Source organism: Salipaludibacillus sp. HK11 (genome assembly GCF_047795645.1).
Lineage (GTDB): Bacteria > Bacillota > Bacilli > Bacillales > Salisediminibacteriaceae > Salipaludibacillus.
The window spans coordinates 3,659,803-3,684,326 of record NZ_CP181045.1 but is presented as its reverse complement, the minus strand read 5'-3'; the positions used below and the strand labels follow the sequence as shown (position 1 = coordinate 3,684,326).

24 protein-coding genes and 2 pseudogenes are annotated in these 24,524 nt (G+C 37.3%); 14 read left to right on the top strand and 12 right to left on the bottom strand.

Annotated features, from left to right (window positions below; translation table 11 throughout):
- Nucleotides 1–15 precede the first annotated feature (15 nt).
- The 8 genes and pseudogenes from ACM26V_RS17275 to ACM26V_RS17240 all read left to right on the top strand — a co-directional run bounded on the left by ACM26V_RS17275 (nt 16) and on the right by ACM26V_RS17240 (nt 6,650).
- Entirely contained in the window at nt 16–360 is a 345-nt protein-coding gene (locus ACM26V_RS17275; protein ID WP_416147985.1) for a peptidylprolyl isomerase, read from the top strand.
- A 483-nt stretch (nt 361–843) separates the two neighbouring features.
- Nucleotides 844–1,431 (top strand): hypothetical protein, encoded by a 588-nt coding sequence (locus tag ACM26V_RS17270; protein WP_416147984.1) that lies wholly within the window; start codon nt 844–846, stop codon nt 1,429–1,431.
- Nucleotides 1,432–1,782: 351 nt separating this feature from the next.
- Nucleotides 1,783–2,208 carry a hypothetical protein gene (locus ACM26V_RS17265; RefSeq protein ID WP_416147983.1) on the top strand — a complete coding sequence of 142 codons (426 nt, stop codon included), beginning with the start codon at nt 1,783–1,785 and terminating at the stop codon, nt 2,206–2,208.
- 183 nt (nt 2,209–2,391) lie between these two features.
- Entirely contained in the window at nt 2,392–2,700 is a 309-nt protein-coding gene (locus ACM26V_RS17260; RefSeq protein WP_416147982.1) for a 3-isopropylmalate dehydrogenase, read from the top strand.
- 77 nt (nt 2,701–2,777) lie between these two features.
- A pseudogene (locus ACM26V_RS17255) lies at nt 2,778–3,238 on the top strand (SRPBCC family protein).
- Nucleotides 3,239–3,545: 307 nt separating this feature from the next.
- Entirely contained in the window at nt 3,546–4,604 is a 1,059-nt protein-coding gene (locus tag ACM26V_RS17250; RefSeq protein ID WP_416147981.1) for a hypothetical protein, read from the top strand.
- 317 nt (nt 4,605–4,921) lie between these two features.
- Nucleotides 4,922–5,305: a SecDF P1 head subdomain-containing protein gene (locus tag ACM26V_RS17245; protein ID WP_416147980.1), complete on the top strand. Its 384-nt coding sequence runs from the start codon at nt 4,922–4,924 to the stop codon at nt 5,303–5,305.
- A gap of 170 nt (nt 5,306–5,475) precedes the next feature.
- Nucleotides 5,476–6,650 (top strand): annotated as a pseudogene (locus ACM26V_RS17240) (IS256 family transposase).
- Between the two features lie 854 nt (nt 6,651–7,504).
- Here ACM26V_RS17240 and ACM26V_RS17235 read toward each other — a convergent pair.
- A complete protein-coding gene (locus ACM26V_RS17235) occupies nt 7,505–8,473 on the bottom strand; it encodes an NAD(P)H-dependent flavin oxidoreductase (protein ID WP_416147979.1) in 969 nt (322 codons plus the stop codon).
- 383 nt (nt 8,474–8,856) lie between these two features.
- Between ACM26V_RS17235 and ACM26V_RS17230 the strand changes: the two genes are divergently transcribed.
- Both ACM26V_RS17230 and ACM26V_RS17225 read left to right on the top strand, forming a co-directional pair.
- The gene (locus tag ACM26V_RS17230) at nt 8,857–9,132 is read left to right on the top strand and encodes a phosphocarrier protein HPr (RefSeq protein ID WP_416147978.1); all 276 of its coding nucleotides are present in this window, start codon (nt 8,857–8,859) and stop codon (nt 9,130–9,132) included.
- A 271-nt stretch (nt 9,133–9,403) separates the two neighbouring features.
- Nucleotides 9,404–11,449: a methyl-accepting chemotaxis protein gene (locus tag ACM26V_RS17225; RefSeq protein ID WP_416147977.1), complete on the top strand. Its 2,046-nt coding sequence runs from the start codon at nt 9,404–9,406 to the stop codon at nt 11,447–11,449.
- A 69-nt stretch (nt 11,450–11,518) separates the two neighbouring features.
- On the opposite strand, the gene ACM26V_RS17220 is transcribed toward ACM26V_RS17225, so the two are convergent.
- Together ACM26V_RS17220 and ACM26V_RS17215 are read right to left on the bottom strand one after the other, a co-directional pair.
- Nucleotides 11,519–12,676: a serine hydrolase domain-containing protein gene (locus ACM26V_RS17220; protein ID WP_416147976.1), complete on the bottom strand. Its 1,158-nt coding sequence runs from the start codon at nt 12,674–12,676 to the stop codon at nt 11,519–11,521.
- Between the two features lie 91 nt (nt 12,677–12,767).
- Complete coding sequence (locus tag ACM26V_RS17215) at nt 12,768–13,577, bottom strand: uroporphyrinogen-III synthase (protein ID WP_416147975.1); 810 nt, start codon at nt 13,575–13,577, stop codon at nt 12,768–12,770.
- A gap of 225 nt (nt 13,578–13,802) precedes the next feature.
- Between ACM26V_RS17215 and ACM26V_RS17210 the strand changes: the two genes are divergently transcribed.
- Nucleotides 13,803–14,927: an NAD(P)/FAD-dependent oxidoreductase gene (locus tag ACM26V_RS17210; RefSeq protein WP_416147974.1), complete on the top strand. Its 1,125-nt coding sequence runs from the start codon at nt 13,803–13,805 to the stop codon at nt 14,925–14,927.
- 94 nt (nt 14,928–15,021) lie between these two features.
- Here ACM26V_RS17210 and ACM26V_RS17205 read toward each other — a convergent pair whose 3' ends face one another.
- The 3 genes from ACM26V_RS17205 to ACM26V_RS17195 all read right to left on the bottom strand — a co-directional run bounded on the left by ACM26V_RS17205 (nt 15,022) and on the right by ACM26V_RS17195 (nt 15,968).
- Nucleotides 15,022–15,471: a DinB family protein gene (locus ACM26V_RS17205; RefSeq protein WP_416147973.1), complete on the bottom strand. Its 450-nt coding sequence runs from the start codon at nt 15,469–15,471 to the stop codon at nt 15,022–15,024.
- Nucleotides 15,472–15,579: 108 nt separating this feature from the next.
- Entirely contained in the window at nt 15,580–15,765 is a 186-nt protein-coding gene (locus tag ACM26V_RS17200) for an H-type small acid-soluble spore protein (RefSeq protein ID WP_416147972.1), read from the bottom strand.
- A gap of 17 nt (nt 15,766–15,782) precedes the next feature.
- Nucleotides 15,783–15,968 carry an H-type small acid-soluble spore protein gene (locus tag ACM26V_RS17195; RefSeq protein WP_416147971.1) on the bottom strand — a complete coding sequence of 62 codons (186 nt, stop codon included), beginning with the start codon at nt 15,966–15,968 and terminating at the stop codon, nt 15,783–15,785.
- A gap of 220 nt (nt 15,969–16,188) precedes the next feature.
- Here ACM26V_RS17195 and ACM26V_RS17190 point away from each other — a divergent pair, with 220 nt between their 5' ends.
- Entirely contained in the window at nt 16,189–17,190 is a 1,002-nt protein-coding gene (locus tag ACM26V_RS17190) for a hypothetical protein (protein ID WP_416147970.1), read from the top strand.
- A 97-nt stretch (nt 17,191–17,287) separates the two neighbouring features.
- Here ACM26V_RS17190 and ACM26V_RS17185 read toward each other — a convergent pair whose 3' ends face one another.
- The gene (locus ACM26V_RS17185; protein WP_416147969.1) at nt 17,288–17,638 is read right to left on the bottom strand and encodes a DUF4870 domain-containing protein; all 351 of its coding nucleotides are present in this window, start codon (nt 17,636–17,638) and stop codon (nt 17,288–17,290) included.
- Nucleotides 17,639–17,925: 287 nt separating this feature from the next.
- Here ACM26V_RS17185 and ACM26V_RS17180 point away from each other — a divergent pair, with 287 nt between their 5' ends.
- Nucleotides 17,926–18,297, top strand: a complete 372-nt coding sequence (locus ACM26V_RS17180) for an STAS/SEC14 domain-containing protein (protein ID WP_416147968.1) — start codon at nt 17,926–17,928, stop codon at nt 18,295–18,297.
- A gap of 109 nt (nt 18,298–18,406) precedes the next feature.
- Here ACM26V_RS17180 and ACM26V_RS17175 read toward each other — a convergent pair whose 3' ends face one another.
- From ACM26V_RS17175 to ablB, 5 genes are all read right to left on the bottom strand, one after another.
- On the bottom strand, nt 18,407–19,081 hold the full coding sequence (locus tag ACM26V_RS17175) for an SOS response-associated peptidase (RefSeq protein WP_416147967.1): 675 nt from the start codon (nt 19,079–19,081) through the stop codon (nt 18,407–18,409).
- Between the two features lie 210 nt (nt 19,082–19,291).
- Nucleotides 19,292–21,268: a hypothetical protein gene (locus ACM26V_RS17170; RefSeq protein WP_416147966.1), complete on the bottom strand. Its 1,977-nt coding sequence runs from the start codon at nt 21,266–21,268 to the stop codon at nt 19,292–19,294.
- Nucleotides 21,269–21,381: 113 nt separating this feature from the next.
- On the bottom strand, nt 21,382–22,725 hold the full coding sequence (locus tag ACM26V_RS17165) for an ATP-grasp domain-containing protein (protein WP_416147965.1): 1,344 nt from the start codon (nt 22,723–22,725) through the stop codon (nt 21,382–21,384).
- Entirely contained in the window at nt 22,712–22,837 is a 126-nt protein-coding gene (locus tag ACM26V_RS17160; RefSeq protein ID WP_416147964.1) for a hypothetical protein, read from the bottom strand. Before ACM26V_RS17160 ends, ACM26V_RS17165 begins: the two co-directional genes overlap by 14 nt.
- 282 nt (nt 22,838–23,119) lie before the next feature.
- Nucleotides 23,120–23,977, bottom strand: a complete 858-nt coding sequence (ablB, locus tag ACM26V_RS17155; RefSeq protein ID WP_416147963.1) for a putative beta-lysine N-acetyltransferase — start codon at nt 23,975–23,977, stop codon at nt 23,120–23,122.
- Between the two features lie 326 nt (nt 23,978–24,303).
- On the opposite strand from ablB, the gene ACM26V_RS17150 reads away from it, so the two are divergent.
- Complete coding sequence (locus ACM26V_RS17150; protein ID WP_416147961.1) at nt 24,304–24,462, top strand: hypothetical protein; 159 nt, start codon at nt 24,304–24,306, stop codon at nt 24,460–24,462.
- Nucleotides 24,463–24,524 lie beyond the last annotated feature (62 nt).

The following is a 24,524-nucleotide window of genomic DNA, read 5'->3' as shown; positions in this document are numbered from 1 at the left end:
GTATTATTATTATTTTTGGTAGTTTTAATTTTATCGGCTTGTAATTCATCAAAATTGAGTTTTAGTGAAATTGAAAATGTGCCTAATAATGTGCAAGACAAAGTTGATTCCAATTTAAAACTTCAATCAATCACTGATGGTGGGAAAGGAAAATATATTGTTTTTCATTCAATTGGAGATGTAGAAACTGATTTAGAAACACAAGGAGATACTGTAAAAATAAAGTTTAATGTAACCAATCTGCAAGATGATGTTGTAAAGCAAAATACATACTATTTAACGACAGGAGCAGAACACGATGTAATAGATGTTCTGGTGAATGGTGAATCAATACCTTTTGATAACGCAACAACATTTTAATAATCAACGGGGCAATTCTGTATTGGATTGAATTTAATATAATTTAAAAACAAAGGGAAGCCTTATTAAGCTAAAGGGGTGCAATAGTGTAAAAGGCTACCGCTGACTATGTTCTACGGGAAGGATGATATGAATTGTGATTAGTTTTTTTAAGAATAATTTTTTGAGGATTTTAACAACGATAATAATATTACTTTTATTTTACTTATCATCAACTAATTATCTACTACACTATTTAGCAATGGTCTTGGTAGTGGTTACTCTAATAACATTTTTTATTATGCAGAACTACTTGGATAAAAAATAAATAATTTCAATGAAAAATAGCTTTGATTAGAATAAAGGACATTGTTGCACTAACGAGAGCAATAGTTTAAGCACCATACCGTCTGTTATGGCGCTATTGAAGAGGTTTATAAAAAAGTATGCTGGTTTGCATAGTAAAAGAAGCACTTCAAGTTGGAAGGAGTACTAAAAGACACTATGACTAAAAAAAATATAAATATTGTACTTTCTTTTATACTAGTTAATGGGATATACCTTGTTTTGCATAATGGACATTTTTTACTGGTGTATGTGGGTATTTCAGGAATATACCCGTTGTTTTTCCTCAATGCTATGTTCTTAGTGTTGATCACAATTTTTACGCACTTCACTAAGGTTTCTAAAATTATTTTAAACTTCATCGCTCTATTCTTTATCTTCAATTTCCTCGTCTTTTGGGCTTATGACTCATTGTTCGGACCTACTTATTTCACATTAGTATCTAACGATGGAAACATGCAAATTACTGTTGAGTATACGGATAATTCATTTAAAGATATACACCTAGCAATGAATCTTTATGAAACAACTAGCTTTTTTCCGCACAAGTTAAACGATGATAAAATAGGTGTGATGGTTGTGATGAATCAAGCAGACGGGCGGCCGTTTCCTTCTTATCTAGGACTTGAAGATGTTCATTGGACCGAAAATGGGCAGATTCACTTACCTGTTTGGCGCGAACAAGTCACGTTAAACGTCAATAACTCAAGTTCGATTAGCGGTGGTGAGCCACTCCATTTACAATAAGTTAACGGTGAAATATTTACTGTTAATTGTGGTTATGTTTGTCACTGTATAACCGTGGTATTCTAATCCTATTACTGGTCTTTTAGCGATTAGAGGATTGATAGTCTATCCGTTTTATGTAATAATTCTAAACTTTTTTGGATGACAAGTGATGGTAAAACGATTAAGACTGTCTAAACAATATAGATTGTGCAGGATTGCACTTAAACAAACGGGTAAGCGATAGTGGAAGAACCGTAACGCCTGTTATGGCGCTATTGGGGAGTTTAGCAAAATAAGACTTCATTGCTTTTCAAGTGTCAGGAGTGAAAAGAAGAATTGAAGTAACAAAAATAATCTAAGGAGGGTTTTATGCATCCAGCAGAGATTATAGAGTTAATGGTTGTAGGGGGAGTCATTGCAGCAACCATAATCACTACACTATTTTTAAAAGGTAAATGGCGAAAAAAAGGATGGTCTTTAGCCTTAGTCGTTCTTTTAGCATACTGCGTATTTTTTATTGCTCGCCCTTATTGGATTGATGCACAAATTGAGAAAAAAGTTGAAATGTTAGAGCCATATTTAGAACAACAGTATCCGAATGACGAATGGATGATTACAACGGTTCCTCATCGAGAAGATGGTTACAAACACCTTAACCCCTATAATATTGGGGTAGTTTTCGAAAACGAGCCCGAAGTTACTTATCATTATTGGGTAGATAAGAATAACATCTATCAAATTAGTTATTCGACAAATAAAAGTTTAGACGAATTAAAGTATAAAGAAAGTAAATAAGCCAATGTTTTAACTACATTGTGGTTATGCTCTGTTTTACTAACGGGAGCAATACTTTAAGAAGCTTTTGGTGTTGTTGCTGAGCTAAGAGAGCTTTAATTGAAGAAGAGTTTTCATATATAAATAGACCTAATTGAACAGTTGATTCATAAACAGATAATAGAAATAAGTGGAGGTGATTAATTGATTATTTTTTTCGAGATACTTCTTGTCGTTTTTGTTGTTACGGCAAACCTTATCGGGTTCCTCGTCTTCAAAAAGAGTAAAAACCTATACTTAGCAGCATTGGTTATTTTGGTGCTAGCTGTATTATTTGGAGCAATTATGTCCATTTTGGTTTTTTCGATTTTGAAAGATGCCTTTGCGGCAATTTCAGGTTTAAACCTTGCTCTCTTTTTATTTTATAACAGTATGTTCGTCTTACTTTTCGCCATTGTAGTGTCGATAATTAAAAAAATTAAAAAGTATTTACAGGAACCAGAGCAATGGTAGAAATCACGACTGTCAAATTGACGGTCTTCTCTTATGGTGCTAACGTGCAGTAAAGTTGAAAAAGGAAAATAAGGGGAATGTATATCCCTACTATTAAAAACACGCAATTCATAAGAGCACCTGTGGAAGTATGCTTTGACCTTGCAAGAAACTTAGATATACATACTAAAACCACTGCTAGAACAAATGAAAAAGCTGTGGATGGTGTTGCTGAAGGGTTACTAGAAGAAAGTGATACTGTCACTTGGGAAGCGACTCACTTTGGTATTAAACAAAGACTTACAGCTAAAGTCACACATATGAAAAGACCTAACGAGTTTGTAGATATAATGCTGAAAGGGGCTTTCAGTTCCTTCACTCATACACATCAATTTGTTGAAGAGACAGGAGGAACCCTAATGATAGATATTTTTGATTATAAGTCCCCTTTTAGCATTTTTGGCGTGATAGCTGACAAGTTGTTCTTGGAGAATTACATGAAAAATTTATAATTTTTCGTGCTAAGGAACTAAAAAGAATTGCTGAAAATACCGAATAGCTTATTAAACAAACGGGGTGGCGATAGCTTAAGAAGTTGTCATTGCTCTTTTCCAGTATAGGGAAGAACCCTTCAATAAAAGGTAAACAATTTATATATAGCTTTATAGGGGAATATGGATTAAATATATAGCAATATTCATTTGGTAACACTCTTTTCAGAAAGATTATTGCTTTCATAACAATGATGCAGGATTTCAATTAGATTATTTTATTTAGAAATACGTGAAATTGTTAAAAAAGGGTAGCTGTTTAATTTTCATATAATTAGGGAAAGAAATCATGAACAATAAAGGAGGTTATACATAATGAAGAAATTTACTACAATAGCTGGACTTGTTACTGCAGGTTTACTAATAGGTGGATGCCAAAATTCCGAAGATAATTCAGAAGGACAGAACACCGAGGCGGAGGAAGAAAGCAATGCAGATGAAAATGGAAACGAAGAATTTGAAACAAAAGACAACGCTGACGAGAACGATAACAATGAGAATGGCAATAATGAGAGTACACAAGAAGATTCTATTAATGAAGCTAACGAGAATGATACGGATGCTTATACTGGAACGCAAGAAACTCCTACTTACTTAATTGGTTCACAATATATTGAAGCAGAAGTTGACGACATTGTTCAATTTTATACAGCGTTTTCTATCAATCGAGATGGAGACCAGCAACTGTCACAAGAAGATAGTTTAGAGATTTCTCTTAACGACGGAGATCTTTCTGAACAAGATATTCTTAGCTCATACGCAGATATTTCTGTAGAGTGGCCGACCCTTCATTTATATTTTAATGAAGACGGAAATGAATTATCAGCAACCACGGCGCAATCGGGCTTGTTTTACGACTCACTGTTTGGAATTAGTGATTTATATGGAATTGAAGAAGTGTTATTTTTTAATCCAGATGGAGAAAATGACATTATTGTGGCTGAACGGGGAATTACTGAGCCGATCATTGTTCAAGACGAAAGAGGTCTAACTCGCGGTTATTATACGATCTACGATGAAGATTTAGAGGAGACGCTGTTTCTAGCTGGAGGGGATTTAGAGGAGCAAGTGGAAGATGATAATGGTGAGCCTTTATCCTTCCCTGAGACGGTGGAGGCGATGCATTCGGTAGATCGTGAAGACGCTTTTTACTCTTCTGCGATTGTAGAGGGAATAGAAATCGTCAACTCTTCAATGGAAAACGGTATTGCTACAGTTCAATACACGATGGAGGAAGAAGTCGTAACGGAAGCAGATCGAATTGTGTTTGAGAGCGCAATACAGCTCGCAGCACTTGACTTCCATGCTTGGGAAGTCCTTTTGACCAATGATACTACGGAAGAAAGGATCAATTATCCATTAGTAGGTCAATAAATAGAGTAAAGGCAAATAGTCTTCTATATAGAAGTTCTATTTGCTTTTTAATATGTAAATGAATTAAAGGATTGTAGGGTGAACGTCTTTGGAAATTCTGGAGATACCTTCAAGGAACCAGAAGAAAAGTTTACGACCTCAATATAGTTTTTATATAAATGAATTACCGCAACAATTTAAGTTTGTGAAAAATGACACTTAAAGTAACGGGGTGCGTTAGTTATACAAGATTTCGCTTTCGTTATGGTACGAACGGGGAGAAGTGTAAAAAACAGGATTTCAATTTTTTTTAATCTATATAAAGAGGAGGTAATAAAATGAATAAAATTATTAACTATTTATTTGTCGGGGGTGCAATGTTATTAATTTTAACAGGCTGTATGACCTCAGAGAGTGGGGAGGTTACTATACAAAATGCAGATGGAGAAGTGTTAGCAACTACTTCTGATTTTGCAAAAGCTGGCTTGGAATATCAGAAGCAGACCGAACAATACGCAATCGCATTGACTTTTAAAGATGAAAATATGTTAGAAGAAATAACAAAAAGTCATATTGGGGAAGAAACTAATTTCTATTTAAATGATGAATTAATATCCTCTCCGAGAATTAACATGGCTATTACTGGTGCGGATTTTATTATTGCAGGTAATATTGACGAGAAAACTACGGAGCAGCTTGTTGATACAATTAATAACCAATAAGAAGAAGATGTTAGAATGTTAATCCGCTAACGAAGGTGATACTTTAAGAAGCTTTGGTGTTGTTGCTGATGACGTACAATAGTTTGTGTAAGAAAGATGTTTAAGACGAAAAAGAGGTAGGGTATCCTCATTGTTAACGACTAAATCAACTGAGAGGAGATGCCCTACCTATGAATACTAGTATAGGACAAGAATCACTAGAAAATCAACTAGATAATATGGTGCGTGACTTCGTCAAAGAAAAACTAGAAGTCATCATGAAAGAAGAAATGACAAACTTCTTTGATCACGAACATCCGGAGTTAAAAAACGCAAAGAATGGTCACTACAAGCGTCAATTGGATACGAAGTATGGTCGAATCGATCCTTTACATGTCCCACGTGACCGTGATAATGCTTTCCAAACGGAGATGTTCCAGCCTTATGAACGCCACCAAGCATGGTTGGGAGAAACGATCATTCAAATGTATCAAAAAGGCATGAGCACGCGAGAAATCAGCCATTTCCTTGATCGTATTTTAGGTCATACCTATTCGCCAGCGACGATCAGTAACATCACTGACGTCGTGGCAGAAGATATCGAGTCATGGCAACAACGGGAGCTTCAAAAGCGTTATTCCGTCGTCTATTTAGACGGAACGTATCTCAAGCTACGACGAGATGATGTCGCCAACGAAGTCGTTTATGTCGTTGTTGGTGTGACCGAAGAAGGGTACCGAGAAATCCTTGGATTCTATGTCGGTGGGAAAGAAAGCGCGCTTGGTTGGAAGGAAATCCTCCTAGATCTCTATGAAAGAGGCGCAAAAGAGATTCTCCTCGGGATCTTTGACGGGTTACCTGGTTTAGAAGATGCCATGAAAGCTGTTTATCCAAAAGCGGATGTCCAACGCTGCGTCGTGCATAAAGTTCGAAATGCCCTTCATGTAGCACGTAAAAAGGATCAATCGGCCATGGCGGAAGACCTCAAACCAATCTACCAGGCAAACACGAGAGAGGAAGCTGACAAGTGTTTTCAAGCCTTCAAAGAAAACTGGGCAAAGAAATACCCGAAAGTCGTTCAATCATGGGAACGTGACCTTGATGTTCTTCTGACTTTTCTTCAGTATCCCTCATCTATTCAGCCGATGATTTATACCACGAACATCATCGAACGAACGATGAAAGAGATTAAGAAGCGAACCAAAACAATGAACAGTTTGCCGACAGAGAAAGCTGCAGAAAAGATCGTTTACCTTCAATCCGTTGAATACAACGAGAGATGGCCCAGCGGAAATTAAGAGGTTTCAGCACGGCTCAACCGGTTTTACAAGAGCTATTCAAAAAGCGTTATGGAACAGAAGACTAAGAGGGGATACTGGAAATTTTTTCAGGTGTGGGCCCCCGCGGGGGCCCACACCTGAACCTCCCCCTCCTAGTGCTGAGTGATACCCTAAATAAATTACACAAACTTATTGACACTACCTTGTTGCTACGAAGGGGATGTTACTTGTAAAAGTGGTATTCAGATTTGTAGGTAAAATTATGAAGGAGGTAGTACATGGAAAATACTCTACAATATAAAAATGTTAAATCTTATATTAAGGTATTATTGTTAGTCTTAACAATTTTATCAACGAGCTTTGTCATCTGGGCAGGCTTCACTGACAGACAGTATATATTTCCGTTCTTATTAACCCTAACACTGTTTTTCTCTATAAGTAATTTACAGCTTATTAATGAAAATACTAAAAGAAGAAAATTGTAGGGGCTTATTTATAGTTTCATGTCTGTCAATTGTATTAGCATTTGCAAACTTAATAGTTGGAGGATGATGAGTTGGAACCGAAAAAATTCTTCAACAAACGGGTAAGCTTTAGTTAAAGATGAAATAATTACATTTAATCCTAAAGAACCGACTACTCCTGTGTAGTTGGTCCTTTTACATGTATCTTTATTGGTTACTTAATTTCCACTAATTCAACACCATATTAGATAGATAAATAGTAGCTACTTTAGCATACAAAATAATTATAGTACGATATTTCGTGGTCCAATTAGAGACGGAATTAATGAAAAACCTTGTTATATCAATAAAAATTACTAGTCCAATTAGCTATCTATTTGGACTAGTAATTACGGTTATATTTGTATTTTTCTCCTCACGAACGGAACTACTTACTCAAAAAGAGTCTTCCCTTTTTATATTTATTAACTTGGACCTTAGTTAGAAACAGCAGCACTTATGTCACTATATTCAAATTTAAGTTTATCAATGATTGTTTTCACCGGTAAAATATCGTTAATTTCATGAACTCTCGCACCACTAAATACAAGCCCCTCTTCTGCATCGCCATTTTGAGATTTTAACAAGGAATCCAAGATACAATATCGATGGGAGCATTTTTTTAAACATGTGTAACATTTATCGATTTTGACTTTTTTGTTGTCACTGATACTATCTGTAAATGCATTTCTAATTGCTCGGCCATCTAATCCGACGACCGACTTTATTAACGTTGTGTCGCCTTCTTTACTGTGAAGAAATTTATTTTTAAACGAATCTGGAGCATCACACTCTGGACTTGCTACGAATCGTGAACCCATTTGAACCCCAGAAGCACCCAATTCTATTGCTTTTTTTATGTCGCTCCCGGTAAGGATTCCACCCGCAGCAACTACTGGAATCTCAACAGCTTCTACAACTTCAGGTAGAATATCGAAAAGTGGTCGATCTGTTCCTAAGTGACCACCAGCTTCAAATCCTTCAACAACTACGGCTGATGCGCCTAATCGTTGTGACATCTTTGCTAGTTTACCTGAAGAGACAATAGAAATGACTGGTGTATTGTATTCTTTTCCCCAAGAATACATATCTCTAGATATCCCAGCACCTGAAATAATGAAATCAACTTTCTCTTCAAGTGCTGCTTTCATCGTTTCAGCAAAGTCTGTCATGGCATAAAGAACATTCACACCAATATAACCTATTCCGTTAGTTAATTCTCTTGCTTTTCTAATGTGGCCTCTCATTTCGTCAATAGATATCCCTGTTCCAGAAATAGTCCCTATTCCGCCAGCATTTGCTACTGCTGCCGCTAAGCTACTTAATGATATACCAACACCCATTCCCCCTTGAATAATTGGCACTTTAGGTTCCATCTTTGCAATTTTTAATTGTGGAAAATTCATTGAAATCCCCTCATTTCGTCAGTAGTGAACCCTTTTAAGCTTCCCCAAACTCAAAATGTGTTCTGTTATTAATTGTATCAATGACAATTGACATGAACAGTGACATCTGTCATCTAGATCTACTATTTAGTTTGACAAATTTGTGACTAGATATAAGGTAATTGTCAATATTTTTATAAACATAAATCTAATTATTTCATTTTCTTTCTAGTGAATGATAATATAAATATTAATAAGTTAATATTAGAGGAAGCGTTTAATTCACACAATAATATGCTATGGCATAGTTACAACTAAAATAAATTTGTAACTTAAATTATAAGTAAATTGATTCTTTGATATACAAAACTACATAAATAGTATTTTATATAGGGAGGTTGAAAATGATTAAAAAAATTTATCTTGTTATTGATAAAACAGGAATCCATGCACGACCTGCAACGATCTTGGTAAGTGAGGCAAGTAAATTTAAGTCAGAAATCTTGATTAACTATCAAGCGAAACAAGCAAATGTCAAATCGATCATGTCGTTAATGTCGTTAGGTATCCCTCAAGGTGCAGAAGTTACAATTTCATTTGAAGGTGTTGATGAAGAAGAGGCGTTCTCACATATAGAGAGCGAAATAATAGAGTCAAAGTTGTGCGAAGTAAAAGTATAAGTTTTAAAGGCTGTCCCTAGTGATAGTCTTTTTTGTACTTTTCTAATATTTTATTTCAAGAATAAAACTAAAGGTATTGTTAAAATGGCGTAAACTCGAAAGCGTATCCATCGAAGGGGGATCTACACCCTCATAAAGAGAGCTATCTTCTGTTAACAAAAGTCTGAGATGTTCAACACTCGCTAAGTAATAAAGTGGTTAAAATACCTGTCGTAAATAGTCGTAAAATAGACTATAATTTAAAAATCGCAAAAAAAAGAGGTGTTAACAGATGTTTGGAAAGAGTAGTATTAAGAAAAAAATATTAGTTTTTGTGCCATTAGCAATTGTAGCAATTATTATTTTATCATTTTTTAGTTATTCCTTTTCAAAAACGGAATTGGAGTCACAAATAACAGCTAAAATGAATCATTTATCTGGTGAAGTGATCAATGACATTGAGGCCCAACTCATTAGTCATCAACGATTAGGAGAATCAATGAGTTCGATTGCAGGAGCTAGTGGAACGAACCTTGAACAAGAAGATTATCAAGCGCTATTCGAACGGCTTCTTCCACTTAACGAGGATACTTTTGGTATGGGGGTATGGTTTGAACCATTTGCTTATGACGAAGAAGTGGAGTACTTTGGTCCTTATGGGTATAAAGATGGAGAGAACGTCGTTTTTACTGACGAATACGAAACTTCTGAATATGACTATCCAAGCCATGATTGGTATACGATAAGTGCTGAATCGGGGGAAGTCGAATGGACGGAACCTTATTTTGACGAAAGTCTGGACACGACGTTGATTACAACGAGTATTCCTTTTTTTGATGAAACAAATTCACTTTCTGGTGTGATTAGTAGTGATATTGATATTGGAAATGTTCAAGAAATGGTTGGCAACGTTGATACAGGTACTAGCAGTGGATGGGCTTTTTTATTGGGGGCTGAACAACAGTTTCTTGCTCATCAAGATGAGGGGAGTATCCTTACGACTTCACTGGAAGAGGACAATGAATTAAACTCTCTTCATGAAGTGATTGAACAGGAACCAGAAGCAGGAAGTCATAATCTTGATTTAAGTAGTGGATCAGCACATATTTATTATGAGCAAATACCAAGGACAGATTGGACGCTTGGGATCGTTATTCCAGATCGTGAGGCATATGCTTCAATGAACGATCTGCTAAGTCAAATTATTATCGTTTCAATTGTAATTATTGTCTTATTTATTGTCATAGGGTATGTCATTGCAAGAAAATTAACGAAACCTATTGAATTACTAAATGGGGAAGTAAGTAAGGTTGCTGAGGGAGATCTTAGCGGACATATAGAAGTGAAAACGGATGATGAAATTGGTCAGTTAACGGAGAGCTTCAACCATATGGTAGATAATATTAGAGAATTAGTTGATTCAGTAAAATCGTCCATTGGAACAGTTGGAAATTCTACTGAACAGTTGAGCGCAGTAGCAGAAGAAACGACTGCGTCTAGTGAAGAAATTAGCAAGGCGATCAATGAAGTAGCTGAAGGTGCTACAGATGCGGCTAGTCATGCAGATACGACAAACCAACAAACCGTGTCTCTATCAGACCAATTATCAAGATTAGTTGAACAAACGAATCAAATTACGGGTCACTCACAAGAAGTTCAGATATTAAACGACCGAGGTATCGAACAAATGAAAGGATTACGAATGAAATCAGATGAATCTCGGGAAGTAGTTCATTCTCTGGAGGATGTCATTCAAGGGCTTTCGAAAAAAATGATGGAGATCGACGAGATTATTGAGACGATTAACAATATATCCGGACAAACAAATTTATTAGCGCTTAACGCTTCGATTGAAGCAGCAAGAGCAGGAGAACATGGAAAAGGTTTTGCGGTAGTTGCGGACGAAGTTAGAAAGCTTGCTGAAGAAACTTCTGCTGCAACAGAAAACATTCGTTCAACAATTCAAGGGGTCCAACTTGAATCAGAAAATGCTGTAGCAAGAATAGCATTATCTAAAAAAATTGCTGATGATCAAAATAATGTAGTTGATGAGTCTGCGAAGGCATTTGAAATGATTTCTAATAAAAATTTAAATATGACTGAAGCGATTGAAGAAATGGTGAAAGATATTGAGAATATAGATTCCTTTAAAAATAACGTTGTCGAATCAATTCAACATATTGCTGCGATTTTAGAAGAAAGCGCTGCGTCATCAGAAGAAGTAGGAGCTTCAGCAGAAGAACAGCTCAGAGCATTAAAGACAATTACCGTATCAGCAGAAGATCTACAACAATCTAGTGAAAACTTAGAAAAAATAATCCAAAGATTTAAATCGTGACATACTAACGGACTACCCTTAATATAGAGGGTAGTCCGTTTTTGTAGTTAATAAAGAACCTAGTAAAAGTTATAAAGCACCATATATAACATTGCGTAACCTTGGTTGATGATAAGCTTCGAAGTTCGGTAACATTTGTTGCATGTAAACAGCAGACAGTTTTTCTTTCGGATCAATCAGTACCCATGTTCCAGCAAGACCAGACCATCCAAATTCACCGAGGGAACTAGTTATGCCTCCTAAAGTAGGGTCCATCATAACTCGAACACCTAATCCGTAACCATATCCTGAAAGGTAGGGCCAGTTATATTGAGGGAAGTGCTCAGGCGCTAAGTGGTTTGTTGCCATTAAATCAAGCGTTTTTTTACCTAAAATACGGATTCCATCTAATTCTCCACCATTTGCTAAAGTATGAGCGAAACGACTGTAATTATCAAGGGTTGATAATAGCCCTGCACCGCCACTTTCAAATTTAGCTGTTGGTTCGATGTATTTATCCATATCTGAGTTTTTAATTAAATGTCCATTATCATCTCGGTTGTAAAGACTACAGAGGCGGTGTTTTTTATGAGCGGGGATTCGGAAAAATGTGTCATGCATTGCTAGTGGCTGAAAAATCTCATCTTGCAAAAATTCCCCAAATGGTTTGCCTGATAAAACTTCAATTAAAGCTCCTAAAATATCATGACTAAAACCATAACGCCATTGTGATCCTGGATCAAAGGCTAGAGGAACTTGAGCTAATGCTTTGCAAGCGCTTCTTAAACCAAAGTTTTCGTCTTGTTTTGTTAATGTTGATATTGCGACTTGGACTTGTCGTTCTGTTTCGTCATTATTCCCATTATATGTTAATCCAGAGGTCATTGTAAAAAGGTCCTTGACCATAATAGATCTTGAAGCAGGTGAAACATAGATCTCTCCTTTTTCATTCCTCCGGTGTACTTGAGGATCTTTAAATTCTGGCAAATAGTTCTCAAGTGGGTCATTCAATAAAAATAATCCACGCTCGTATAACATAAGAGCGGCAGCACATGTAACTACCTTCGTCATTGAAAAAACGCGGTAGATAGTATCTGATGAAATTTCTATTCCGGATTGGATGTCCGCCAATCCAACATACTCTTCAAATACTTTTTCACCTTGATGAGTTACTGACAAAGCACAACCAGCAGGACCCTTCTCTACAAAATCTTTTAATAGTGGTTGGATGTTATGTAATTGTTTCAACCTTATCGTCTCCTTTTGTTTGCGTTTTCATTTTATTTTAGGAGACTGTCAGAATCGAGTCTCCTAAAATCCCAATCAAGTGTTTATATATTCAGTTGCCTTCTTTCTCATAATAACTACTTAACTCTTTCACCATCGCGCCCATTCTTTCTAACTCTGGTTGGACAATTCGTTCAATGCCTTCATCATGTAAAGCTTCTGCAGTGACTTTTCCAACGGCAACAGCTAAAGTGTGTTTGCTAAACGCATCTCTCACATCGTTTACTAATTTTTGCTCTTTCACATACTTGAATAGAGAGCGAACTTGAATAGCGGCAGTAAAACATACGGCATCTAGGTCACCTTTTATTAATTCCTTGCAAAATAATTCGACTGTTTCAAGTTCAGGATCAACGTGTTTATAAGGAAGGACTTGCATAACTGTCGCTCCTGATTCTTCTAAATAGGAAATGAGAGAAGGAGCATTTTCTCCGTGCAGTTGGACCATAACACGTTTCCCTTTAAAGTCGAACGATTTTAAAGATTCGATCAGCCCATTAACTGTGCCGTCATCATCTTTTGCTTTTGGATTAACACCATTTTTTTTCAAAGCAGCAAAGGTCTTATATCCTCTAGAACCGACATGAGATTCACTGATTATCTGTAAAAATGATTCTTTCATATTCATTTCTTCTGCTAAATCAATCAGAGTATTCGCACCAATACCAGTTGTGAAAATCATCCAATCAAACTTTTCTTGAACAGCCCTTTTAAGGTCTTCTCTGACTTGTTTGTCATTCAAAAACACAGTACCTTGAAGAGAACGAACGAGTGGAATTCCTTTATATTTCTTGATTAAATTACTCATTTCATCTGTTTTTCTTGAAGCGGCAAGAACGACACGCTTGTTATCTAAACTCATAGTTAATCGCTTCCCTTCTTTTTCGAATTTAATTCTAATGGAAAGTATGGAAATTTATTGTTTTTTATACCTTGTTCTCATTTTACCACGGTAAAACAAAATGGTCTGCATGTTCCTGTTTTCTAAATCAGAAATGTTGTTACATGTTCTTTCCGTGCACCTTAAGGGAAAGACTGTTAGAATAAGGTGTATTGAAATTAACGAAGATGAAAATAGGTGTTGTTATTGAAATCGTATATTGTAGTAGGCGCGGGAATTCTAGGGGCCTCAACAGCGTATCATATAGCAAAAACAGGTGCCCACGTCACGGTTGTCGACCGTGAAGATCCTGGTCAAGCAACAGGAGCGGCTGCAGGGATTATTTGTCCATGGCTAACGAGAAGGCGGAATCAAGCATGGTATCAACTCGTGAAAAATGGTGCAGCGTTCTACCCGAGTTTGATTGAAGAATTGCATGCATTAGGAGAAACGGAAACGGGTTATGCCAATGTTGGTGCAATTCGCCTCCACAAAGATGAGAAAAAACTAGAGCAAGTACTTCAGATTGCGCTAAAAAGAAAAGGGTCCGCTCCTGAAATGGGGGAAGTAAAAAAGCTGTCTCCTGAAGAGGCTTGTGCGTTATTTCCACCATTAAATTCCTCTTACGGAGCTATTTACGTTAGCGGTGGAGCCCGTGTCAACGGCAGTATGTTATGTGGTTCGCTTATTCGTGCTGCGAAAGCTTATGGGGCTAAGGTCATTCACGGGGATGCGTCACTTATCGAAGAAGGGCAAGTCATTAAAGGGGTGCAAGTAAATAATGAAAAAAAATATGCTGACGAAGTGATTGTGACGGGAGGGGCTTGGGCCAAAGAATTGTTGAAACCTCTTCGCCTGCATTTTTTCCTCAGACCACAAAAGGCGCAAATTGTCCATGTCGATCTTCCCGGGGCAACGACTGATGAGTGGCCGGTCGTCATTCCACCTGGAAATCATTATTTGCTTACTTTTGGAGGGAGTCGTCTTGTCGCGGGTGCTACGCACGAAGATCACGCAGGTTTTGATCCACGAGTGACTGCAGGGGGCGTTCAAGATGTTTTAGAAAAAATGCTTGAAACTGCGCCAGGGTTAAAGGAGAGTACATTAGTCGAAACACGTGTCGGTTTTCGGCCGATTACACCGGACTCTGTTCCGGTTATGGGGGCGTGGCCGCCGTATAGTGGTTTACTCATTGCCAATGGACTAGGCGCATCTGGGCTAACAGCTGGGCCGTACCTTGGCAGTCAGCTAGCCAAATTGGCACTAGGTGAGACATTAGATGTTGATTTAGAGGATTATGATTTGGCGAAAGCGATACAAGTGATGGAGTGAGAATGACTGTTGGAGAAAAGGAGTATCCGTTTCCAGGTGAAGTATTCATAATCAAAAAATGGGCTAAGGAGTTAACTCCTTAGCCCGTTTCTTCTTACTTTTTCACAAACATTGGCAAATCAGTATATCCCATTTCACGAACATAAACGAAAAGGTTTCCTTTATGATTAATTTCGTGATCAATGGCCACTTCTAACAACTTACCTGCTGGAACTTTCATTCCCATCGTATCAGAAAGATCGATTGTCTCCTCAAGAGCCTCATCGGTTAGGGATTCAATCAATTTGACAGTCTCATCGGTGTAGAGCTCTGCAAGTTTACTTAATGCTACATCTTGGTTATCTATCTGTTTTGGTGCCTGTTTTGCAGCTGCTGAAGCCAGTCCATAAAAAGATGTAAGCATGTGAGTAACCAACTTTTGGGCAGGCATAGATGTTGGAGTCGGTTGATACTCGTAATGCTCTTTATCAATTTTTCCAATTAATTCATTCGTAATGTGGCGGTGAGATAAGAAATAATCTTTGTAATGACTACTGTTAGACATGTTAATTCCCCCTATTTAAAAAAACAATCTACGTCCAAAACTAGAGGAATGTCTAAACTCTGTCAAGAAAGGAGTCTTATTTATCAAAAAATCTTAAAAATATTTTAATTAACTTAATTCCATTTCCACTAACCGGCTAATTTCAACATCAAATTTATGCTGTCTATTGTCTAAAGGGAATATTCTTGCTGTGTCATTATTTACATGTTGAATATAGACAGATTCACCCTCATAGGTAACGTTTTTCATGTCTGGCGACTGAGATATTTCTTCTGCACGTTGTTTATTCATCATTTTACCTCCTTTCCTCATTATGGTCCTTCTTCGATAAGACCTTCTAAATCAACTTTCTGCTGGTGATCCATTTCATCTAAGGGGAAGATGACGGCAGTTTGCGTTCCGTCATCTACTTCTTCAATATAAACTGGGAAACCATGGTAAGAAACGTTAATCATATTCGGTGATTCAATGATTTCTTTTGCACGTTTATGGTCCATAACGACCTCCTTGGAAAGTCTCAACCGTATTTTCTGCCATCGCAGGTAGAATATTAGTGGTGGATTTTGGGAGGTGGTATTGCTGCAATTGGTCAATTAATATCGATATTTGTGTCCTGTAAAAACAAAATTGGACGATCATTACGTAAACGAGTGATATTCTCTTAGCTGATTTCATACAAATGACCAAGGTATGAAATACAAGTTAGAGGGGGGTTAAATGATGTCAGTTATACAGTTACTTATGAAGACGTTACCGTTTTTATTTTTCAGAATTATGGTATATGGTCTTTTTATGTTGGTCTCATTTATCTTTTTAGGTATCATTTTGGCAGGGAGTATTTTTTTGTTTAACATGTTTGAGTTTGCCGCTGGATTTTTCATATTAATTATTGTTGTTTCGTTCTTTTCTGTGTTGGCAGTTCTTCGTTTTTTGGAAAGGTACGTTTTGTATATGGTGAAAGTCGGCCATATCTCTGTTTTGACAGAATTAATAAGAAATGGAGAAGTGCCTGATGGCAAGGCTCAGCTCTCGTATGGTAAGGATCAAGTGGTCAATCATTTCGGGTCAGCTAACGTATGTTTTGTTGTCGACAAGCTTGTCTATCGGGCGGTAAGACAAATTCAGCGCTGGTTATTTCGTATTGGGAATTATTTTAGTTTCGTCCCCGGTGCGAAAAATATCATGGCAATCGTAAGCAGAGTGATGAACATTAGTTTGCGATACATTGATGAAGCAGTATTAAGTTATATCATGATTCGCAAAAAAGAAGGTGCAGAGGAGACTGTTTGGAAATCAGCCTGTGACGGTGTTGTTTTGTATGCCCAAGGGTGGAAAAAAGTTTTAGTGACAGCGGCAGGGCTCGTAGTTTTTATTTATGTATTAAATATTACTGTTTTCCTTGCAAGTGTGTTTCCGCTAATGGCGCTAGGTTCAGCTGTTGCGTCGAATGCTGAAGCGGCATCATTTTTAGGTTTTATCGCAGTTGTAGGTGCGTATGTGATTACTACGGCAGTAAAGCGAGCACTTATTGATCCAGTATGCACGGTAGCGATGATTCGTTCCTACCAATTGAACATACAAAACCTTGAGCCGAGCGTTGATTTACACGCTAAACTGTTAAAAGTATCATCAAAATTCAAAGAAATGTTTCAGAAATCAAAAGAGAAAGAGTCTACATCGAAAGCTGAAATTCCAGAAACACCTCCATCAACTACGTAATCATTATTTATCCCTGAGACAGGGAAACAAAAAGGAAATGAGCTTCGATATAGCCCATTTCCTTTTGTGATTTATCACAACGATTTAGTTAATATAATTACTTCTTTAATTGATCTTCAGCTAAATCCCCTACAATTGGAAACTTAAAGCGCTCACCTTTGTATGCTTTGTACATTGTGACGATCCACAATATAACCATGAGAGGTGATAGTAAAAATTGAGCAACTGCACCGAAAAATGGGATAAATCCAATAACAAGGTTAATTATAGCTAATCCACCGAAGAGAAAGGTAGATTGAAATGCGTGAAACCGAATGAATTGGTTATCTTTTTCAATAAAAATTAAAATAATACCAGAAACAAATGACCCTAGGTATGCGAGAAGACCACCTATATTCTCGTCTAAACCGGTGGAACTTTTACTTGTAGTAGTTTTTTCTTGTTCCATGAAAGTACCTCCTTATGTGATTGAAAATATGTGTTATTTCGCCATAAGCTTACCATATCTATAAGATTTTTTTACATTATTTGATAAAAAGAGTTAAAATTAACTATGATTTTCCGCCATATTTGACATCCCTATACATAAATATGACTAGATATTTATTAAGGAATCTAGGTAATATTTTAATGAAACAAATTAATTTTAAATTAGTAGGTTTCATTTTGTTAGCTAATGGTTATATATAAGTAGTGCGAAAGTAACTAAAACAATTTATTTAAGGGGTGTACAACATGCATGAAGTAAAAATGATCGATAAACAAAATAAAGTTATTGGAGTAAGTTGGATTGGTAAGGTATCGCCTGAGGATATTCGTGAAGCTAACGAAAAATTGGAAGTACTTATCAAACCTTTGAATCAATTCGATGTTTTGGTAGATATGAATGAAATTACTGTTTTATTGCCAGAAACACAAAAGGAGCTTGTTAAACACCAAGAGTGGCTTTTGAAAAGTGGTATGCAACGAGCGGCAGTGGTCGTAAGTAGTAACATTGCAAAAATGCAGCTGAAGCGAACGGCAAAGGAATCAAGTCATGCGAAAGAACTACATTTTGAAAGCCAAAAAGAAGCATTAGAGTACTTACTTAAAACGCCTGTAAATTGAAAAATTTTAAAAAGCTTAGCTAAGTTATTTCTAGCAAAGCTTTTTTTTGGTTTTAATTTTATCCTTGTTAAAATTATGAGGAAGCATTAAAGGGATCTTTATTGCTGAATTAACGAATTTCTTCTTTGATTAGATCTGGACTATCATTTCTCGAAGAATTTACCTTCTGTGACACAGGATATGCTGTCATTTCATCGGCTGGAAATGGTGCTAATAGGTGCTGAAGTTGGCTAGTTTCTTTCTGATTAGGGTCGAGCCACGAAGCTTCGTCTTCTTGCCTCAAGATGACTGGCATGCGATGGTGGATTTCTTCAATCATAGCATTTGCTTCCGTTGTAATGATCGTGCATGTGAATACTGGTTCGCCGGAGGGAGGATTCCACTTTTCCCACAAACCAGCAAATGCAAAGTACTCACCACTTTTCAAGGTTATTCTGAATGGGTGCTTTTCCCCGCTGATTTTTTTCCATTCATAAAATCCATCAGCAATAATTAAACAACGTTGCTTTTGAAAAGCTTTTTTAAAACTAGGCTTTTCAGCCAGTGATTCTGCTCTTGCATTCATCAGCTTAAAGCCAATCTTTTCATCTTTGGCCCAAGGAGGAATGAGCCCCCATCTTAAATGGCCCAAACGCCGTCTCTCCCCATCATGAATCACGGAAAGAATAGGTTGACTTGGAGCAATATTAAACGATGTTTCCATTTGTTCTGGTACAAAGTCCTTCATGATCTCAAATCGATCAATTAATCCCTTCGTTGTGGTGATGGTAAATCGTCCACACATTTTCGCACCCTCCACTCATTCATTTTCATTTTGTTGTGTTTATTATAAACGAACTTAATTTTTTTTCAAAAAAACTATTGTATATTGTTGGTCCTAAGCAGTATAGAATGCAAAAAAGAAAAGATACTGCACAAGACGATATGGCTTGAGCATTATCAAAGTAAAATAACAAAACCTGACTTGAGAATTTCTCAAGCCAGGAATTATTTATTACAGATCAACCCAAGTATATTTCTCTCCCCAGCTTTCACGAGCGAGTGTCTCGATCTTTTCGATTTCGGCTTTATCAACGGCATAAGCATCACCTTGCTCATACTGATTATAATGAAACGCATATAACCGAGCGACGAACTCGTGCATTAGTAAGGATGACTCGCCTGGAATTTCACCGTGACCGTAAACAGTCGGTTCAATCCCTTGCCCCCAAACTTGTGAGCCGTCGTTGTTTGGATTGTAGAAATAGATGCGGTACTTTCCGTCAGGGTCTTTTGCTACACGTTGAATGGAAACAGCATGAAGTCCTAACATTTGACCAAAAGTGTTAGTGATGAAGATTCCAACTGGGTTTGGATAAATCATTTCATACCCCTCGTTATATTCAGGGTGATGGGTCGAGTAAAACAAGCGTGCGAACCCAGAAAAATCAGCAACGGAACCTGTCATCGGATCGATAACTGAACTAAACCCTCGGTTTACCCAATTGCCGTAAAATGCAGGGTTAACCCACTTATGAACATCGTCCCCCCGGAATCCTGACCTTCGTACCATTTCACCGTAAATACGATCCATATGAGGTACTAACACTAAAGATACAGGATCTAGTTCTTCGTGGAGGTCGTCAACAAGTCCTTCTCGTAAATTTTTTGAATGAATCGTTTGTCCTTCAAAGGTAACGTCGATGTCCCCATCTCGAGCAGCGCGAGGGATCAATTCTAGCAAATGACCTGCTGCATGAAGCGACCATAAACTAATACCGCGAGCAGTTTGGCAAGTCGGGTTCATGCCTTGGCCCACGCCGAGAGGTTGCCCCAACACACTGATGACACCTGCGACGAGGATATCATTTGCAGAGATACCTTCATTACCATTGATTGAGCTTAACAATATTTTTCGAATATCAGGCTGCAAATCCAACTCAATTAGTCGTCGAATTCCAGGGATAACTGGATTTGACGATAGAATCCCTCGTTCCAGCATGAGGGCAAGTCCATAGAGAGATTGCCGCATTGGAGGATGAATGGCGACTTTAATTAAATCGCTCACAGTGGAGATGTTTTCGTCGAGACTGGCGACACCTTTTTGATTTAAGCCAAGCGCCATAGCTAGTAGGTCTTTTTTCTCGCGGTTCAAGTATCTTACGAGAACGACATGGTGGTCAGAAACAAGCCCTGTCGCATGCATGGATTTCGCAAATAATCTAGCTTCTTCTTTTATTTCTTTTTCTGATGCTATTTTCAAACGTTTTCGGTAGTCACAAGGCTCACCTACATCCTTACATAACTTTGCGGGCCCGGAAATAGCTTGGTAATAACGTTTGATTGCTTTTTTATCCTGCGCATTTAAATTGTTATTGTCGAGAAGTTGTTTGGCGTCGTTAATCATAGTAGTAATACGATTAACCATAATAGGTCGCTGTGCGACAAGCCCGTCGATCTCGTCAATTAACGTACTAGATATCGATGAAAGTGATAGTTCATCTGCCAAAAATTTAAACAATGCTTCGGCACGATTTTTTTCTTTACTCTTGCCCTCAATTCTTGCTGCTTCCGTTTCTTCAGGGAAAAGAATATCAATATTTAATGCCATAACAGAATCTAAGAATTCTTTTGCTTTCTCTTTAGGGACGTTCTCATTCTCGTGATTTCCTTTCGCAAGTGAAACCATACGAAGCTCACTCAAAATCTCAACAATCGCAGTCATGCCAGTAGCCATTAAGGAGCCAGATACGAGGCGAGGTTCTAATTTCGAAGGCTCAGCCCAGGGACCCCCTTCAAACACTCCGGCCGAATCAAATCTGTCCGCATATTGATAGAGGAACCTCATTCCCTCTTCCTCTTCCATCACCTTCGCTGCGGCTTGTAGGACATCTGATTGATACATACTTTTAGCATAAGGGAACGCTTCTTCCATCGTTGTAAGTGTTTGCGTAAATGCTTCGGTTGTGGTCGTATCTATCTCTAAACTCACATTGCATTCTCCTTTCCATCGGTTATTAAATTTTGCATATACTTTAGGTATCCTAACGAACTAATCTTTACTCACTGTAGCTTCATCATATAGGCAGTTGCGCATCTTCAAACCTACATAAAGAAATCATGATCGACATAATCAGTTAAAGGTTGTTTCACATGTTCGCTATCTTCGTTGTAAAAGAAAACTGTGCCGAGATGATTTCCATAACCTTCTAGTTCTTGAACTTTATTATTGGTAGGTCCGTGCAACGTATGTTTTTCAAAACCAGGGTGATCCTCTAAATCGTTTGGAATGTTTATTCCTGTAATATAATTTGACTTTGGATAAACGAGAAAGCTTCCAGCGTGGCCAATAAAACTTTTCTCATCAGGAAAAATTCCTTTTAAATCATCCTCAGTTGTGTTCGGATCGCTGCAAAGAATATGCGCTTCATAAGGATTAAACCCGTAAGTTTTTTTAATTAAATCAAAAATATGACCGCCAGGAATCCGATAAGCAACCTCACCAAAATAAAGAGTTCCGTCGTTTGAAATGAAGAATTCAGGATGAATAATGCCGTGGTCAATATCAAATGCATCTACGACTTTTTGGACCTCTTCACGAATGGCAGGACGAAGTGCTTCAATTTCTGGTGAAGGTGGCGCCATCATAGAATAGCCAAATACGACATACTCCGTTATGTTTAGAAATTGAAGTTTTCCACCTTGAATGAAGCCTTCACAAGAAACTTCCACTCCTTCTAAGTGACTTTCCATCAGACATGGGAAATTATCATCAGAAAGCTTACGATTAATATCATCTTCTGAACGAATAATTCGGTGTCCGGCAGCACCAGCTTTATTAAGCGCCTTTACATGAATAGGATCTGGATCGTCTTCGTAGTGACGCAATAACGAGCGATTCACACGTCGGAAGAAGCGAAGAACATCCTCTTTTGAATCTCCTTCTTCAAAAACACCAACCTTTAATCCTCCCATATGAGCACGTCGTTTCATCATCGCTTTATCTCTAAACAGAATAGAATGGTCAAACATTTGCCGGTCATTGCGAAAATGCGCATTCAGAGCTCCGGCCCATTCCACTGTCTCTTCAAAAATAGGAACAGCGTGATCAACATCCTGTTTAGTTAAGATGTCGTGCAACTGCTTAGCTTGTGTATAAATTTCCTCGTAACCAAGCTCTCGGTCAAACTCCCATTTCGTAAATGGGATATTATGATCAGTTGCATAGTCTTCAAATTCAGGAAGACTGACAACCATATAAGGACGATCCATATGGTCAAGTGCTTCAATTGATGGAAGACTCCAACCTATAAGTGCAATCTTTTTTTGATTGTCTCTCTTTTGGCGACCTAAGAGCTTAGGTCCTGTTCTTTGTTCTTGTAACAGTTTGCGATCTTGCTGATCATTTACTTTAAATGATAGATCTTCTAATCGTTCAGTTTGCGGCATGCTTGTCCTTCCCTTCTCGTTCACGAATATTGCGGACATTTTCGTAATTGTCCTTATCCATCTCACACCTTTCATGATCTTCAAAAAAGATGGTATTTATTCTTTCAGTCATGAATTAAAAAATGGAAATAATCGGGCACAAAGAAGCTTCGGTAAAGAAGAGGAAGGTGAAGTGAGAATCATAACTTAAATCAATAAAAACATAATAAAAACATAAAAAAACTTGTCTTGTCGCCAAGTCTTTCATGGCGAAAGCCTTAGTTTATCTTATACTTTAATCCTTTAGCGAAGTTAAACGTTCATAAAGTAAAAAAGAACGATAAAATCGTCCTTTCAATCATCAAACATCTTAATTTACAAATAACGCCTCAAAAAAACGAACTCAGCAAGAGAGTCAATGTATATTTTTGTACCATATATTCATATTTTCTATACTACCGCAGATATTGCTGTTTTGGATCATGCGACCGCCGAATTTAAAGCCATGTTTTGCATTTACGATATTCATCCCAACTGACATGGATCGGGAATAGGAAAACAACGTGCGTACTCCCATTTTTTTCAACCTAGGGACGAGATGAGATACTTGGTAAGAAAGAAGTTTTTTGCTACGATGTACTCGGTACGTAGCACAATCAGACAATTCTGCTGCGTGATAAGGAGTTAATATTTCGGCAGAGCATGCACTGACAATTTTCCGATCATGTTCTACAACTAAAAAATAAACCTCATCATCCATCATTTGTTTGATGAATTCAGGTTCATTCATCGGGGTTGGGTATGACTTAAATATCGTTTTGTACAGTGAGGACATTTGATCTGCATCTTCTTTTACAGCCCACCTCATATAATAACTAGTAGGTAAGTGAAATTGATGGGTAAGCCCTTCGCCTTTTTTTCGATTGACGATTCGGAAGACATCTTTTTCTCTTTTAGAAAAATGTGATAGGTTCCTTTCTGGATAAAGGAAGAGGGCGTAAATATGAGCGTCGTCACCATTAAAAAATGATTCTATCATACCTTCATACCTTGTTGTGTATCGATGGATCAGAGATTGTTCAGAAAGTTTAACGTAAAAAATCAGCTTATCACACTCATATTTTTCACCGAGCTGTTTCACTGATTGAATAAATGGTTCAATTTGATCTTGCAAAGGTAGTTTGTAAACCTTTAGTCGTTTACTTGTAGGCTCAAAAAGAACCGAAGTTCCAAACATGGCCATAGTAAAAGAGTGGTCCTTCAATGTATTCATGGAAAATCCGACTCCCCCTTCAAAAATATCGTATGAAACAAAAGCGTAAGCTGTTACCTTTCAACGACACGAGCTGTCTCTTTTGCATAACTAGAGTTTCGACGTTTCAATCAATGTGTCGAAGTACATCTAGATAGTCGCGTACATAATAGATAAGCAGTGCAAAGTAAACTTTATCACCTTCAAAGAAACATATTTATTGGGACAAAAAAATATGCTAAAAATTAGGTGATCAAGCCATCCCCTCTTTTCCAACATGTGTATGTTTGAAAATTGTTTGTAAGGGAATCTCTTGGACTAAGACATAAAAAAAGGAGTTTTTTCTTATGAGTGATGATTTCAAAAAAGAAGAAAATGTGGAAAGAAGAGAAGAACCATCACGGGTTGGGGCAACTTTAATTAAATATGGTTTTATTACAATCATTACACTAATTGTTTTGTATTTTATCGCGAATTACCTTATCCCATTGCTACCTGGTCAGTAACATTAGTTTGGTAGGATGAAAAGCCATCATTAATAGAATATAAGAATACCGTTCATTATTAC

What these genes read in the sequence shown, in the direction of transcription:
- ACM26V_RS17270 (WP_416147984.1), top strand. Translation starts at nt 844, where the DNA reads ATGACTAAAAAAAATATAAATATTGTACTTTCTTTTATACTAGTTAAT.
- ACM26V_RS17265 (WP_416147983.1), top strand. Translation starts at nt 1,783, where the DNA reads ATGCATCCAGCAGAGATTATAGAGTTAATGGTTGTAGGGGGAGTCATT.
- ACM26V_RS17250 (WP_416147981.1), top strand. Translation starts at nt 3,546, where the DNA reads ATGAAGAAATTTACTACAATAGCTGGACTTGTTACTGCAGGTTTACTA.
- ACM26V_RS17245 (WP_416147980.1), top strand. Translation starts at nt 4,922, where the DNA reads ATGAATAAAATTATTAACTATTTATTTGTCGGGGGTGCAATGTTATTA.
- ACM26V_RS17235 (WP_416147979.1), bottom strand. Translation starts at nt 8,473, where the DNA reads ATGAATTTTCCACAATTAAAAATTGCAAAGATGGAACCTAAAGTGCCA.
- ACM26V_RS17230 (WP_416147978.1), top strand. Translation starts at nt 8,857, where the DNA reads ATGATTAAAAAAATTTATCTTGTTATTGATAAAACAGGAATCCATGCA.
- ACM26V_RS17225 (WP_416147977.1), top strand. Translation starts at nt 9,404, where the DNA reads ATGTTTGGAAAGAGTAGTATTAAGAAAAAAATATTAGTTTTTGTGCCA.
- ACM26V_RS17215 (WP_416147975.1), bottom strand. Translation starts at nt 13,577, where the DNA reads ATGAGTTTAGATAACAAGCGTGTCGTTCTTGCCGCTTCAAGAAAAACA.
- ACM26V_RS17205 (WP_416147973.1), bottom strand. Translation starts at nt 15,471, where the DNA reads ATGTCTAACAGTAGTCATTACAAAGATTATTTCTTATCTCACCGCCAC.
- ACM26V_RS17200 (WP_416147972.1), bottom strand. Translation starts at nt 15,765, where the DNA reads ATGATGAATAAACAACGTGCAGAAGAAATATCTCAGTCGCCAGACATG.
- ACM26V_RS17195 (WP_416147971.1), bottom strand. Translation starts at nt 15,968, where the DNA reads ATGGACCATAAACGTGCAAAAGAAATCATTGAATCACCGAATATGATT.
- ACM26V_RS17190 (WP_416147970.1), top strand. Translation starts at nt 16,189, where the DNA reads ATGATGTCAGTTATACAGTTACTTATGAAGACGTTACCGTTTTTATTT.
- ACM26V_RS17185 (WP_416147969.1), bottom strand. Translation starts at nt 17,638, where the DNA reads ATGGAACAAGAAAAAACTACTACAAGTAAAAGTTCCACCGGTTTAGAC.
- ACM26V_RS17180 (WP_416147968.1), top strand. Translation starts at nt 17,926, where the DNA reads ATGCATGAAGTAAAAATGATCGATAAACAAAATAAAGTTATTGGAGTA.
- ACM26V_RS17175 (WP_416147967.1), bottom strand. Translation starts at nt 19,081, where the DNA reads ATGTGTGGACGATTTACCATCACCACAACGAAGGGATTAATTGATCGA.
- ACM26V_RS17165 (WP_416147965.1), bottom strand. Translation starts at nt 22,725, where the DNA reads ATGCCGCAAACTGAACGATTAGAAGATCTATCATTTAAAGTAAATGAT.
- ACM26V_RS17160 (WP_416147964.1), bottom strand. Translation starts at nt 22,837, where the DNA reads ATGACTGAAAGAATAAATACCATCTTTTTTGAAGATCATGAAAGGTGT.
- ablB (WP_416147963.1), bottom strand. Translation starts at nt 23,977, where the DNA reads ATGAATACATTGAAGGACCACTCTTTTACTATGGCCATGTTTGGAACT.
- ACM26V_RS17150 (WP_416147961.1), top strand. Translation starts at nt 24,304, where the DNA reads ATGAGTGATGATTTCAAAAAAGAAGAAAATGTGGAAAGAAGAGAAGAA.